Raw genomic sequence first — 13,217 nt, 5'->3', positions numbered from 1 at the left:
TTCGGACCTAGTCCGGGACGGGCACGGACGAGGGGCGGCGGAAGATCCGTTCGCGGGTGAACCAGCCGAGCGCGCCGCAGGCGACGAAGAGCAGCGAGCCGACCAGCATGCACCAGAAGCCGAAGTCGACGTGGACGGCGTACGCCATGTCCCGGCGGCCGGGGTCGGTGCCGCCGATGGCGAAGACGGTGAGGTGGGTCGGCACGGCCGCGCGGCAGATCCCGAGCAGGACGAGGGCAGCCAGGCCGATCAGCCCGCCGGGGCCGGCGCCCTCACCCGGGTCGCTGTCGTCCTGGGGAGCGGAGTCCGCCGAGGAGACGGGGGACGCGGGGGAAGTGGGGGACGCGGGGGACGCGGCCGAAGCCACCGGAGCCGTCCGATCCGCCGGGCGGGAGCCACCGCGCCGCCAGTCGGACAGCGCCGGGACCCGCCACCAGCCGCGCAGCGCCCCGAACCAGCGCCCGCCCTCCAACAGCATGAACACCGGCCCGAGCACCCCCAGCCAGTGGACCGAGAACGCGCCGTAGCCATGGCCACCGGTGCCCAGTGGCGCCCCGCTCGGCGGCATCGTGCTGAACCAGTGGGTGACCAGCCCGAGGAAGCCGGCCACCCCGCCCGCCACGAAACCCCAACTCCACCACGGCAGACGGCGGTTCACCGGGCACCCTCCTCGCGCTCGGCCACTGCGGAGACGGACGCGGGCACCGCCGCCCTGGCCCCCGCGGGCCCCGCCGCACCGGGCGCCGCCACTCCCGACGGCTCCTCCTCCGCCGGCAGCGTCCCCGCCGTCACCCCCCAGTGCGCGGGCACGACCTCGCGCGCCGCGGCCAGGAACGCCGCCGCGTGATCGGCCGCCGCCGGCCCCTCGAAGAAGAAGCTGACGAAGTCCGGTTCGCGCAACGTGGTGTCCGCCCCGCCGTTCGCCTCGGCCAGTTCCGGCAACGTACGGGCCAGCAGCGGCCGTTCCTCCGCGGCGACCCCCGCGCCGTGCCGTACGGCCACCGCATGGGTGCCGCGCAGGTCCATCGCGACGGCCGCGGTCAGCGCCCGGGCGCTGAACCGCGGGGTGCGGAACTCCCACGGCTTCATCGCCGGAGGCGGGAAGCCGTGCTCCTCCAACTCCTTGAGGATCAGGCGCCGTTGGTGGTCACCCTTGCTCTCGCCGTCGTCGTCGAGGGTGGCCAGCGCCATCAGCACCGGTCCCCCGCAGTAGTCCTGGCGCTGCACCTGGGTCAGGAACCGGCCCAGTGGCGGTTCCTGCCCGCGCAGCACCAGCCGCAACTGGTACGTGGAAGGGGTGTTCGCGGTGCCCGACCCGCGCTCGGAGTAGACCAGGCCGGCGATGTCCGCCCAGGCGAAGCGCCTGCGGCGCACCACCCGCTGGATGGTGACGCCCTGGTCGTCGAAGACCAGCTTCACCAGGAACCGCATCTGGAGCCAGTGGAAGACCACCACCGACCCCAGCACTGCCAACGCCCACCAGCCGCGCACATCCGTGTGCGTGGAGAACGCCACCACCGCGTACACGACGACGAAGTACCCGAGGTCGACGCCGAGCGCCCTCGAATGCTCCTCAAGCAGCGGACTGAGCCGCACCGTAGTGGCCATGCGCCAGAACCTACGCGAACCCCGCGGGCCCGCGGGCCCGATCCGCGCGAGTCACCGGCCCCCGGCGACGATGGCGGCCGGCCCGCCCGCAACCCGAGTGACGGGGGCGAGAACAGGGCCGCCCGGGGCGTGAGTTGCTACCGGGCCCGGCCCGGGGCGCCCACCGACGTCGGCAGGACCTGCTCCGGTGTGCGCAGCCCTCCCCCGCTCCGCCCGGTCGGCGTGCCACGGCCGCGGCCGCGCTGCTTGATGCGCCGGCACGGCTCCTCCACGAGGAAGTAGGAGGCCAGCGCCATGATGAAGGTGGCGAGCAGCGTGGAGGGGAAGAGCATGCGCTCGACACCCAGGTCGCTCAGCAGGTGCATCAGCGGGTAGTGCCACAGGTAGAGCCCGTAGCTGAGGTTGCGGCCGATCCAGGCGAGCGGGGCGAGCGAGAGCACCCTGTTCAGCGGCGAGCCCGGCAGGAGTTCCAGCGAGGTCAGCAGCACCACGGCGAGCAGCGCGGTGACGAGGAAGCCGATGGTGTACTCCGGCGCGATCCACGCGCTGTCGCCCGTGATCTGCAGCTGCCAGGCCATCAGGCCCAGCAGCGCGAACGCGGGCACCCACAGCCGCGCCGACCAGGTCCGCATCGTCTCCCGCCAGGGGTCGTCCGGGGCGAGCCGGGCGAGCACGATCGCCAGCACCGCACCGGCCAGCAGCTGGTCGGCGCGGGTGTCGGGCCCGTTGTAGATGCGGTGCGCGGCCTCGGCGTTCCACAGGTGGAAGCGCCACAGCACGGGCAGCAGCGTGAGCACGGCCGCGGCGATCAGCACCGTACGGGCCCTGAGCCGGCGCAGCAGCAGGAGCAGCACCGGCGGCCACAGCAGGTAGAACTGCTCCTCGACGCCGAGCGACCAGGTGTGCCCGAGGGGGGCGGTCACACCGGTGTAGGCGCCGGACTGGGCCGCGCGGACCAGGTTGACCAGCGAGAAGGCGGCCAGCAGGGCCGCCGACACGCCGTGCCGGAAGGACTGCACCGGCGCGAAGCTCAGCAGCGCGGTCACGGCGCAGACCACCAGGAGCGCGGGCACCAGCCGCAGCCAGCGGCGGCGGTAGAACTGCCGCAGGCTGATGTCGCCGGTCCTGGCGAACTCCGCGATGAGCAGCCGGGTGATCACGAAACCGCTGATGGTGTAGAAGACGTCCACACCGATGGAGCCACCGGGCAGCTTGTCCGGGTTGAAGTGGTAGACGATGACGAGCATCACGGCCAGCGTGCGCAGCCCGTCGATGCCGTTGACCCGCTTGCCGGGGGTCCTGACCGCCGAGGGAAACGGCGCGGTCTCCGGTCCTCCTGTTGCCGCCTCTCGTTGGCCGCTGTCCTGGCGCGTGCTGGTGGGGGGTTGACTGCTCACGCAGGTACCGCTTCCCTGCTATCGCTGATTGATGGCAAATACATTCGCCTCAGCCAAGCAGTGTTCTGGTAAACGCCCCATAAAACGGAACCGTGTTCTCACACGATCCGCACAGCTCAGAGCCGGTGGAACGCGCCGAGTGGCAGGTCACGGCGGTGTCCGGGAAACCCGTGGCGGGCCCAAGTCGCGGCAGGCCGCCGGGGAGTTGGCGAGGGCTCGGCGGACGGCGGCGGCGGACCGGCCCGGATCGGGCGGCCCGCCGCCGCCGTCAACGCGGCGTGGCGAAGTTCACCCGACCGAGGAGTACGCCACCACGCCGCGCAGCAGCCCGTCCACCGCCTTGCGGGCGTTGCGCCGCACCGGGCTGCCCTCGGGCGCCGCGTTGCCGATCTGGCCCAGCACGTCGATGAGCTGCTTGCACCAGCGCACGAAGTCCCCCGCGGGCATGTCGGCGTCGGAGAGCACCGCGTCCAGGCCGTGGCCGGACGCCCAGCGGTACGCGGGCCACGCGAAGCCGAGGTCGGGCTCGCGCTGGCCCACGCCCTCGGTCTGGTTGATCCGGTGGTCCTCCTCCAACGCGTCCAGCCGGCCCCAGATCCGCACCATCTCGCCGAGCGCCGCCTTCGCGTTGCCGGTCGGGAGTTTCGGCATCACGGCGTCGTCGGACTGCCGGGACTCGTAGACCAACGCCGATGCGCACGCGGCGAGTTCGGCCGGGCCGAGGCCGTCCCACACGCCGTCCCGCAGGCATTCGCTGGCCAGCAGGTCGAGTTCGCCGTAGAGCCGGGCCAGTCGGCGCCCCTCGGGGGTGACGGTGTCGCCGTCGAGGTAGTCCAACTCGGCCAGCACCGCGCAGACCCGGTCGAAGGTCCGCGCGATGGTGTTGGTACGGCCTTCGATCCGCCGCTCCAACTGCTGGGTGTCGCGGCGCAGTCGGTGGTACCGCTCGGCCCACCGGGCGTGGTCCTCACGGTCGGCGCAGCCGTGGCAGGGATGCGCTCGGATCTCGCTGCGCAGCCGGGCGATCTCGGTGTCCTCGGCGGCGGCCGAACGCTGCTTGCGGTGCCGGGCCGGCGCCGCCCAGCCGGCGGTGCCGGCCTTGGTGCGCATCGCCGAGGCGAGGTCGCGCCGGGACTGCGGGCTGCGCGGGTTGAACGACTTGGGGATGCGCATCCGGTCCAGCGCCTCGACGGGCACCGGGAAGTCCATCTGCGCCAGCCGCTTGACCTGGCGTTCGGCGGTGAGCACCAGCGGGCGCGGCCCGTCGTGGTACTCCTCGCCGCGCCGGGGGCCGGCGGCCCGCCCGGCGGGCACCCCCGGGTCCAGCACCAGCGCCAGGCCGGCGTACTTCCCGGCCGGCACATGGATGATGTCGCCGGGCTTCAGCTTCTCCAGCGCGTCCGAGGCGGCCGCCCGGCGCTGCGCGGCGCCCTGCCGGGACAGTTCGGCCTCGCGCTCCTTCAGCTCGCGGCGCAGCCGCATGTAGGCGTCGAAGTCGCCGAGGTGGCAGGTCATCGACTCCTGGTAGCCGTCGAGCCCTTCCTCGTTGCGCTGCACCTGCCGGGAGATGCCGACCACCGAGCGGTCCGCCTGGAACTGCGCGAACGACGTCTCCAGCAGCTCCCGGGAGCGGTGCCGCCCGAACTGGCCGACCAGGTTGACCGCCATGTTGTACGACGGCTTGAAGGACGAGCGCAGCGGGTACGTGCGGGTGCCGGCCAGGCCGGCGACGGCGGTCGGGTCGAAGCCGCGCTGCCACAGCACCACCGCGTGGCCCTCGACATCGATGCCGCGCCGCCCGGCGCGGCCGGTGAGCTGGGTGTACTCGCCGGGGGTGATGTCGGCGTGGGTCTCGCCGTTCCACTTCACCAGCTTCTCCAGCACCACCGAGCGGGCCGGCATGTTGATGCCCAGCGCCAGTGTCTCGGTGGCGAACACCGCCTTGACCAGGCCCTTGACGAACAGCTCCTCGACCACCTCCTTGAAGGTGGGCAGCATTCCGGCGTGGTGGGCGGCGATGCCGCGCTCCAGGCCCTCCAGCCACTCGAAGTAGCCCAGGACGTGCAGGTCCTCGTCGGGGATGGCGCGGGTGCGCTCCTCGACGATGGACCTCACCCGGGCCCTGGCCTCGTCGTTGTTCAGCCGCAGGCCCGCGTACAGGCACTGCTGGACGGCGGCCTCGCAGCCGGCCCGGCTGAAGATGAAGGTGATCGCGGGCAGCAGGCCCTCGTTGTCGAGCCGGTCGATCACCTCGGCCCGGCTGGGCGTCCAGATCCGGCTGCGGGAACGCCGCTCGCGCTCCCGGTCCGCCTCCCGGCCGCGCTTGCCGCGCGGGTAGGTGCGCTGGTTCTCCATCCGGGCCAGGCGTTCGAGGTCGGTGTTGACCTCGCGGCGCCCGCCGGGGTCGGCGGGCCCGGACTTCTCCTCGAACAGGTCGTACATCCGCCGCCCGGCCAGGACGTGCTGCCACAGCGGCACCGGCCGGTGCTCGGAGACGATCACCTTGGTGTCGCCGCGGACGGTGTCCAGCCAGTCGCCGAACTCCTCGGCGTTGGAGACGGTCGCGGACAGCGACACCAGGGTCACCGACTGCGGCAGGTGGATGATCACCTCTTCCCACACGGCGCCGCGGAAGCGGTCGGAGAGGTAGTGCACCTCGTCCATCACCACGTAGCCGAGGCCGTCGAGTGCGGGAGAACCCGCGTAGAGCATGTTGCGCAGGACTTCGGTGGTCATGACGATCACGGGCGCGTCGCCGTTGACGCTGTTGTCGCCGGTGAGCAGGCCGACCTTGTCGGCGCCGTAGCGCTTCGCCAGGTCGTTGTACTTCTGGTTGGACAGGGCCTTGATGGGCGTGGTGTAGAAGCACTTGCGGCCCTCGGCCAGGGCCAGGTGGACGGCGAACTCGCCGACGATGGTCTTTCCCGAGCCGGTGGGCGCGGCGACCAGGACGCCGCTGCCGCCCTCAAGGGCGCGGCAGGCGTCTATCTGGAACGGGTCGAGGCCGAACTCGTACAGCTCGCGGAACTGCGCGAGCGCGGTGGCGTTCTCTTCAGCGCGGCGACGGCTGGCGGCGTAGCGCTCGGCTGGCGACATCTCATCGGTCATCTCCCGCACGAGCCTACCCGGGGGCACCGACACCGTGCGTGACCTTTACCGCCCGGCTGCTCTCCCGGATACGGTTCCGGGCCCGCCGCGGCACCCCCGCGCGCCGGTCCGCGCGCCGTTCAGACCAGCAGCCGCAGCGCGCCCGGCACGGTCTGCGCGGTCAGCGGGAGCGGCCCGACCGGCTCCCCGTCGGCGTATCCGGTGACGCCGACCGCGGCCAGCCGCACCCGCGCGGCACGGTGCACGGTGACCACCGGGTGGCTGGGGTGGGTGCCGCGGTAGACCCGCGGGAAGACCCGCAGCAGCGTGGTGCGGCTGCACGGGCCGACCACGCACACGTCGAAGAGCCCGTCGTCCATCTGCGCGTCGGCGCAGATCCGCATGCCGCCGCCGTAGGAGGAGCCGTTGCCGACCGCGATGAGGGTCGCCTCCAGTTCCCGCTCGTCGGTGTCGTCGAAGGCGACGGTGTAGCGGATCGGGCGCAGCGCGGCCAGTTCCGCGAGCATCGCCACGTCGTACCGGAAACGGCCGCCGGGGAAGCGCATCCGGTTGCCGCGGTCGTTGACCCGCGAGTCGAAGCCGGAGGCGAGCACCGTGCCGAACCAGCGGTGGCCGCCCGGCCCGCCGCCGACCCGCCCGAGGTCCAGCGACCTCGTACGGCCTTCCGTCAGCGCCCGTGCGACGACCCGGCCCGCGGCGGCCGGGTCCCGCACCGGCAGGCCGTTGACCCGCGCGAAGTCGTTGCCGGTGCCGACCGCGACCACGCCCAGCGGGGTGGCCGTGCCCGCCACGGCCTGGAGCGCCAGCGACACCAGGCCGTCGCCGCCGACCGCCACGAGGGCCCCCGTCCCGCGGGTGACCGCGGCGCGGGCCCGGACGAGCGCGTCCCCCGCGTCGGTGCCGACCACCGTGCGGACGGCGAAGCCGGCCGCCCTGAGTTCCCGGGCGGCCGGCTGCGCCGCCTTGGCACCCCGCCCGCGGCCGGCGGACGGGTTGACGAAAAGGGTGATCTCGCTGGTCACCGGCGCGACGATATCGTTCCGCGGACCCCCCGCGGTAGATCCGGGCACCATCCGGATGCCCCGCACGGTGCCCTACCGTCCCCGGGTCCGCGGCGGTGCGCTGCGGAGCAGCCGCACCTGCTCAGGGGCGCGGGGAACCGCGCGACCGGCCCGCCACCGGGCGCACCCGGCAGCGGACCGGAACCGTCACGGCGGGGAACCGCACCCGCGGCAGAGGAATCCGCTCAGGTCGCGTCGTCGTAGTCGTCGTCCGCGGTCCGCCGCTCGGCATCCGCGTCGAACGCCTGCGCATCGACCTGCTCGGGCACGTAGTCGAGGCCGGAAGCCTCATCGGGGTCGAGCCCGAAATCGGGGTCGGCCGCGCGGCGTCGGTCACGGCGCCGGTCGTTGAAGAAGCAGACACCCATCGCCAGGAAGTACAGCAGCACGATCGGCGCGGCCAGCAGCGACATGGTCAGCGGGTCGCCCGTCGGCGTGGCGACCGCGGCGAAGACGGTGATGCCGATGACCATCCCGCGCCACCAGCCCAGCATCCGGCGCCCGGTCACTATCCCGGTGAAGTTCAGCAGCACCAGCACGAGTGGTAGCTCGAAGGCGAGGCCGAACACGACGATCATCCGGGCCACCAGGTCCAGGAAGTCGTCGAGCGGCAGCAGGTTGGTGGTGTCGCTCGGCACGAAGCCGATCATGATCCGCGCGGTCTGCGGCAGGATCGCGTAGGCGAGCACCGCACCCGCCAGGAACAGCGGCACGCCGGCGGCGACGAAGCCCAGCGTGTAGCGCTTCTCGCTCTTGTGCAGGCCGGGCGCGAGGAACGCCCACAGCTGGTAGAGCCACACCGGGGAGGAGACGACCACGCCGGCCATCAGCGAGACCTTCAGCGCGATCGAGAAACCGCCCAGCAGACCGCTGACGGTCATCTGCGCGCACGCCTCGGTGTGCTCCTTCTGCTGCGACGCGGGCATCGCGCCGTTCACGCAGCGCACACCGGCCGGAATGCGGTGCTGGAGCAGCTCGATGATGTGCTTGTAGAACACCGCTGCCACGATCGTGACAACGAGGATCGCCAAGACCGACTTGAACAGCCTGTTGCGCAGCTCACGCAGATGGTCCGCGAGGGGCATCCGGCCCTCGGGGTCCTTGGTCTGCTTGCGGGCAGTCTTGAGCACCCACGTCCTCGTCTCGTGCGGCAGCCGTCACCGGCGCGACCGGTCCCGGCTTGGTCCTTCACCTGTCGCCGGCCGCCGCAGGGGACGGCCGGACGCGGTAATCGGTCTCGGATCAGCTCTGGCTGGTGGTGCGCTCCGGCTCGCTCACCGGGCGGGCGCTGGCGGTGTCGCCCGGGGCGGACTGGATGGTACGAGCGGCGGTCTGCGGCGCGGCGGGCTCCTCGGCCGAGGACGACGCGTGGTCGTTCTTCATCGCCTTGGCCTCGCTCTTGAGGATGCGGGCGGACTTGCCGACCGAACGCGCCAGGTCCGGAAGCTTCTTCGCACCGAACAGGACGACGATGACGGCGACGATGAGGAGGATTTCCAGGGGCTTGAGGTTGCCGAGCATAAGAGGTCTACCTTCTCACCTTGGCGGCGTGGTCCGTGCGTCCGCGGTGCGGAGCCGGGCGGGTGCCCGGAGCCGTGCCGCGCAGTGATCGTAGCGCGCGGCGGTGAACGGCGGAGAGAGCACCGTCGTCCATCCGGCTGCGGCCCGAGCCGCGCGTCGTTCGCGGGCCGCCCGGGCCAGAGTACCCTCACCTGCCGGAATCGCGGCAGGGCTCAGGGCCGCGAGATCTCTCCGGTCCGTTCGGCCAACGGCCGGGCCGCCCGCCGCAACCGCTCGCTCGCCGCGGTCAGCGCCTCGGTGCTGGCGGCGACCTGGTGGGCGAGCGCCTGGACGGCCGCGAAGACGCGTACCGCCAGCACCCCCAGCACCAGGAGCCCCGCGGTCGACAGGCCGACGTAGAGAAAAAGCCACCACATGGGCCGCGAGCCTATCGGTGGACGGCCCGGCCGGGTGCGATCGCCCCGTGCGGGGCCTCAGCGGCCGGTCAGCCGCATCGTGGGGACCCCGCCGCCGGTGAGCAGCTCGATGATCCGCTCCCCCGCCGGCTTGCGGACCGCCTCGCCGCACTCGGGGCAGGTGAAGGAGTAGAAGGTGGTGCGGGACGAGGCGCCGATGGCCAGCCGCAGGGCCGCGGCGTCCAGCTCGAAGCTGCTACGGCAGTGCGTGCAGTTCGCGCGGAACAGGACGGCGGGCACGGCGGGCACCGCGGACGCCGACGGCGGTGGCGACGGCGACTGCGGGCCGTTCTGCGGCGGGCACTCCACCGGGGCCGTACCGCCGCTCGTCCCCTCACTCACCGTAGGCGGCCAGGGCCCGCACCGCCGCTTCGCGGGCGCCGTCGGCGAGGTCGGGCGGGGAGACGATCCGGCCGTCGCGGCCCAGCCGCAGCGCGAGCCGCCGCAGCGAACCGGGGTCGGGCGTGCGCAGGGTGATCCGCAGTCCGCCGTCGGGCAGCTCCTCGGCGCTGTCGTGCGGGTAGTACTCCGCGACCCAGCGGCCGCCGGGCCCCACCTCGACCACCACCTCGGGGTCGTCGCCGGCCGGCTGCACCAGCCCCTGCGACAGGTCGCGCGGCTCCATCCGCGGCGGGTCGGACGGCTCGTCGAGCAGCCGGATCTCGGCGACCCGGTCCAGCCGGAAGGTGCGGCGGTCCTCCGACAGCCGGCACCAGCCCTCCACGTAGGTGTGGCCGACCGCGAAGAGCCGGATCGGGTCCACCTCGCGGTCGGTGAGGGTGTCGCGGGCCGGCGAGTAGTAGCGCATCCACAGCCGGCGGCGCTCGGTCAGCGCGCGGTCCACGGTGGCGAACACGCTGCCCTCCGACTCGAACGTCACCGACAGCCGCCCGCTCGCCCCGGCCGCCTCACCGGCCGCCGTCTCCAGCTTCGCGGCGGCCCGCTGCAACGCCTGCCGGTCGCCCTCGCGCAGCCCCGGCAGGTTCGCCACCGCACGGGCGGCGACCAGCAGCGCGGTCGCCTCGTCGGCGGCCAGCCGCAGCGGCTGCGCCACGTCGTCGGCGGTGCCCGGGTTGTGCCACCAGATCCGCTCGCCGTCGGTGTCGATGTCCAGCAGGTCGCCGCCCCTGAAGCTGGTGCCGCACAGCGGCAGCACGTTCAGGTCGCCGATCAGCTCGGCCTCGCTGACCCCGAAGGCCCGCGCCACCTCGCTCACCCGCGCCCCGGGCCGCTCGCGCAGATACGTCACCAGGGACAGCATCCTGCGGGTCTGGTCGATCGCGTTGCTCATCGGTCACTCCCCCACTGGCTCACAGGTCGCTCGGGCCGGGTCCGCACAGGGCCCCGAAGGGATGTCTCGGCCATCGCCTAGCCCTTCGCCACCGCGCGCAGCCGGTCCACCAGGTCCGCGCGCAGCTCGTCGGGGGCCACCACGACCACGTCGGGGCCGAACTCCGCGAGCCAGGCGTCCAGGCCGTGCCCGTACGGGACCTCCAGCTCGTCCCAGTCCGCGTCGACCGGGGTGGTGGCGACCGCGCGGGCGCGCAGCGGGTAGCCGCTGTCCCGGCGCAGCCTGATCCGCGCGGTGGCGGCGGTGGCGCCCTCACCGGCCCAACGGGCCACGGTCTCACGGACGTCGATGTGGTCGGGCACCTCGGCGGTGAACGCCCCGCGCACCTTGACCCGGCCGGAGATCCGCGACAGCCGGAAGACCCGGACATCGCCGCGGTCGCGGTCGTGGCCGGCCAGGTACCAGTGGCCGCGCCAGCACTCCAGCGCCCACGGCTCGACCAGCCGCGGCTCGGGCCGTACCGCGTTCGCCTTGCGGTAGTCGAAGGCGACCGCCTTGCGCTCACGGGTGGCGACCATCAGCGCCTCGAAGGCCGGCTCCGGGGCCGGAATCCGCGGCTCCAGCGCGCTGGTGGCGTCCTCGTACGGCACACCGGCCGCGCGCAGCTTCTGCAGCGCCCCGCTGGCGGCCTCGGCGAGCCGTGCCTGCTGCCAGACCTTCGCGGCCAGCGCGAGCGCGGCGGCCTCCTCCGGGTCCAGGGCGATGTCCGGCAGCCGGTTGCGGTCGCTGCGGGCGAGGTACCCGAAGTCGCCGTCGATGCTCTCCACGGTGTCGATGACCAGGCCGAGTTCGCGCAGGTCGTCCTTGTCGCGCTCGAACATCCGGTTGAACGACTCGTCCGAGGTGACCTCGTGGTACGCCTCGATCGACGCGCGCAGCTCACGCTTGCTGACCGGGCGCCGGGTGTTCATCAGGCACAGCGCAAGGTTCATCAACCGCTCAGCCTTGGCAATCGCCATCTGCAAGCCCTCCGTTTGCGCCCTCGCCGCTGACCGTACCGCTCCTGGGCGTCGACCCAAAACCGCGGCCCCCGCCGGGTGGGCGGGGGCCGCGGTCACGGGCAGCGCCCTGGGTTCACACGTGAACGTGTCCAGGTCGCCCCGGTGGGCGAGCCAAAGGGCGCGCCGGTGTCGGAAGGAAGAACACGCGCGGGCCCCGACGAAGGCGGGGCCGAGCATGATCGACCGTCGACACCGAGAGGGGGGTCAGACGGCGACCAGGTCGCAGACGAAGATCAGGGTCTCACCCGGGCGGATCGCGGCGCCGGCGCCGCGGTCGCCGTAGGCGAGGTGCGAGGGGATGGTCAGCTGGCGGCGGCCGCCGACCTTCATGCCCTGCACGCCCTGGTCCCAGCCGGCGATGACCTGGCCGACACCGAGCTGGAACTGAAGCGGCGTACCGCGGTTCCAGCTCGCGTCGAACTCCTCGCCGGTGGAGAACGCCACGCCGACGTAGTGGACGGAGACGGTGTCGCCGGCCTTCGCGACCGGGCCGTCGCCCTCCCAGATGTCCTTGACCTCCAGGTCGGCCGGCGGCTCGCCGCCCGGGAAGTCGATCTCGGGCTTGTCGATGCTCACTGCGGTGCTCCTTGTGCTGTTGCGGGCAACCTGGACAGTCTTGCAGACCTCACAGGATGGCCAGCACGTCGAGCGTGAACACCAGCGTCGCGTTCTTCGGGATGCCGCTGCCCGAGGGCGGGTTGGCACCGTAGGCGAGCGAGCCCGGCGTCACCAGCAGCACCCGGCTGCCGGCCTTCTTGCCGACCAGGCCCTGCTGCCAGCCCTGGATGAGCTGGCTCAGCTCGAAGGCCGCCAGCTCGCCGCGGCTGTAGCTGGAGTCGAACTCCTTGCCGGTGCTCCACACCTTGCCCTGGTACTGCGCCAGCACCGCGTCGGTGGACTTGATCACCGGGCCGTCGCCTTCGAGGATGTACTCGGAGACGAGCTTGGTGGGGGCCTTGACGCCCTTCGGGATGGTCAGCGACGGGATCTTGCCGTCGGTGTTGGTGCCGGACTTCGGCAGGTCCGCATTGGTCTGCGGCACCACCTTCCCGGTCGACGAGCTCTTCCCGTTGAAGCGGTTGAGCACGTCGATGACGAACACCAGCGTGTCGGTGCCCTTGATGCCGGCCTGCGAGTTGCCGCTGCTGCCGTAGCCCAGCGACGGCGGGATCGCCATCTCCACCCGGCTCTTCACCTGCTGGCCGACCAGGCCCTGGTCCCAGCCCGGGATGAGCTTTCCCTGGCCGATCACGTTGGTGTACGGGCTCTTACCGAAGGAGGTGTCGAAGACCTTCGCGGTGTTCCAGATCTGGCCCAGGTAGTTGACCTGGACGTAGTCGCCGCTGACGATCTTCGGCCCGTCGCCCTTGATCACCGTCTTGACGGCGAGCTTGGTGGAGGGGGTGCCGGTGCCCTTGGCGATGGTCGGCTTCTGGTCGAAGGCCGTGCCCGCGGTGATCGCCGGCACCGGGCCGGAGACGATCTCCGCCTTCGGGGTCGCGGAGGTGGTCGGCGACGTGGGCGGCGTCGTCGAGGACGTCGTCGAGGGCGTCGAACTGGACTTCGCCGACCCGCTCTTGCTGTCTTTGCCGCAGCCGGCGGCGGTGAGCATGAGCGCGGGGACTGCGAGCAGTGCTGAGCGTCGGCGCACGGAGTTCCTCGTTACTGTCGTCGGGGTGGGGGGCGTGCTGGGGACTGACGGGTGGATCATGGGG

13 protein-coding genes are annotated in these 13,217 nt (G+C 72.6%); all 13 read right to left on the bottom strand.

What is annotated here, in order from left to right; all coding sequences use genetic code 11:
* Positions 1-7 precede the first annotated feature (7 nt).
* The 13 genes from OG896_RS33210 to OG896_RS33150 all read right to left on the bottom strand — a co-directional run bounded on the left by OG896_RS33210 (position 8) and on the right by OG896_RS33150 (position 13,153).
* Complete coding sequence (locus OG896_RS33210; RefSeq protein WP_329371293.1) at positions 8-658, bottom strand: hypothetical protein; 651 nt, start codon at positions 656-658, stop codon at positions 8-10.
* Positions 655-1,608: a PH domain-containing protein gene (locus OG896_RS33205; RefSeq protein WP_329371291.1), complete on the bottom strand. Its 954-nt coding sequence runs from the start codon at positions 1,606-1,608 to the stop codon at positions 655-657. The genes OG896_RS33210 and OG896_RS33205 overlap by 4 nt, the downstream gene beginning before the upstream one ends.
* A 137-nt stretch (positions 1,609-1,745) precedes the next feature.
* Positions 1,746-3,005, bottom strand: coding sequence for an acyltransferase family protein (locus OG896_RS33200; protein ID WP_329371289.1), 1,260 nt, complete (start codon positions 3,003-3,005; stop codon positions 1,746-1,748).
* Positions 3,006-3,293: 288 nt separating this feature from the next.
* The gene (locus OG896_RS33195; protein ID WP_329371287.1) at positions 3,294-6,113 is read right to left on the bottom strand and encodes a DEAD/DEAH box helicase; all 2,820 of its coding nucleotides are present in this window, start codon (positions 6,111-6,113) and stop codon (positions 3,294-3,296) included.
* A gap of 119 nt (positions 6,114-6,232) precedes the next feature.
* Positions 6,233-7,135 (bottom strand): diacylglycerol kinase, encoded by a 903-nt coding sequence (locus tag OG896_RS33190; RefSeq protein ID WP_329371285.1) that lies wholly within the window; start codon positions 7,133-7,135, stop codon positions 6,233-6,235.
* A gap of 224 nt (positions 7,136-7,359) precedes the next feature.
* Positions 7,360-8,304 carry a twin-arginine translocase subunit TatC gene (gene tatC, locus OG896_RS33185; protein ID WP_329371283.1) on the bottom strand — a complete coding sequence of 315 codons (945 nt, stop codon included), beginning with the start codon at positions 8,302-8,304 and terminating at the stop codon, positions 7,360-7,362.
* A 112-nt stretch (positions 8,305-8,416) separates the two neighbouring features.
* Complete coding sequence (tatA, locus tag OG896_RS33180; protein ID WP_328461935.1) at positions 8,417-8,695, bottom strand: Sec-independent protein translocase subunit TatA; 279 nt, start codon at positions 8,693-8,695, stop codon at positions 8,417-8,419.
* Between the two features lie 212 nt (positions 8,696-8,907).
* Positions 8,908-9,111: a hypothetical protein gene (locus OG896_RS33175; protein ID WP_328461937.1), complete on the bottom strand. Its 204-nt coding sequence runs from the start codon at positions 9,109-9,111 to the stop codon at positions 8,908-8,910.
* A gap of 57 nt (positions 9,112-9,168) precedes the next feature.
* On the bottom strand, positions 9,169-9,399 hold the full coding sequence (locus tag OG896_RS33170; protein ID WP_328461939.1) for a hypothetical protein: 231 nt from the start codon (positions 9,397-9,399) through the stop codon (positions 9,169-9,171).
* A gap of 85 nt (positions 9,400-9,484) precedes the next feature.
* Positions 9,485-10,441 (bottom strand): helix-turn-helix transcriptional regulator, encoded by a 957-nt coding sequence (locus OG896_RS33165; RefSeq protein ID WP_328461941.1) that lies wholly within the window; start codon positions 10,439-10,441, stop codon positions 9,485-9,487.
* A gap of 77 nt (positions 10,442-10,518) precedes the next feature.
* Positions 10,519-11,460, bottom strand: coding sequence for a helix-turn-helix transcriptional regulator (locus OG896_RS33160; protein ID WP_329371279.1), 942 nt, complete (start codon positions 11,458-11,460; stop codon positions 10,519-10,521).
* Positions 11,461-11,706: 246 nt separating this feature from the next.
* Positions 11,707-12,078 (bottom strand): FKBP-type peptidyl-prolyl cis-trans isomerase, encoded by a 372-nt coding sequence (locus OG896_RS33155; RefSeq protein WP_328461945.1) that lies wholly within the window; start codon positions 12,076-12,078, stop codon positions 11,707-11,709.
* Positions 12,079-12,127: 49 nt separating this feature from the next.
* Positions 12,128-13,153, bottom strand: coding sequence for an FKBP-type peptidyl-prolyl cis-trans isomerase (locus OG896_RS33150; protein ID WP_329371277.1), 1,026 nt, complete (start codon positions 13,151-13,153; stop codon positions 12,128-12,130).
* Between the last annotated feature and the right edge of the window lie 64 nt (positions 13,154-13,217).

This window comes from Streptomyces sp. NBC_00669 (assembly GCF_036226785.1).
Classification (GTDB): Bacteria; Actinomycetota; Actinomycetes; order Streptomycetales; family Streptomycetaceae; genus Actinacidiphila.
This window is presented reverse-complemented; position numbering and strand designations above follow the sequence as displayed.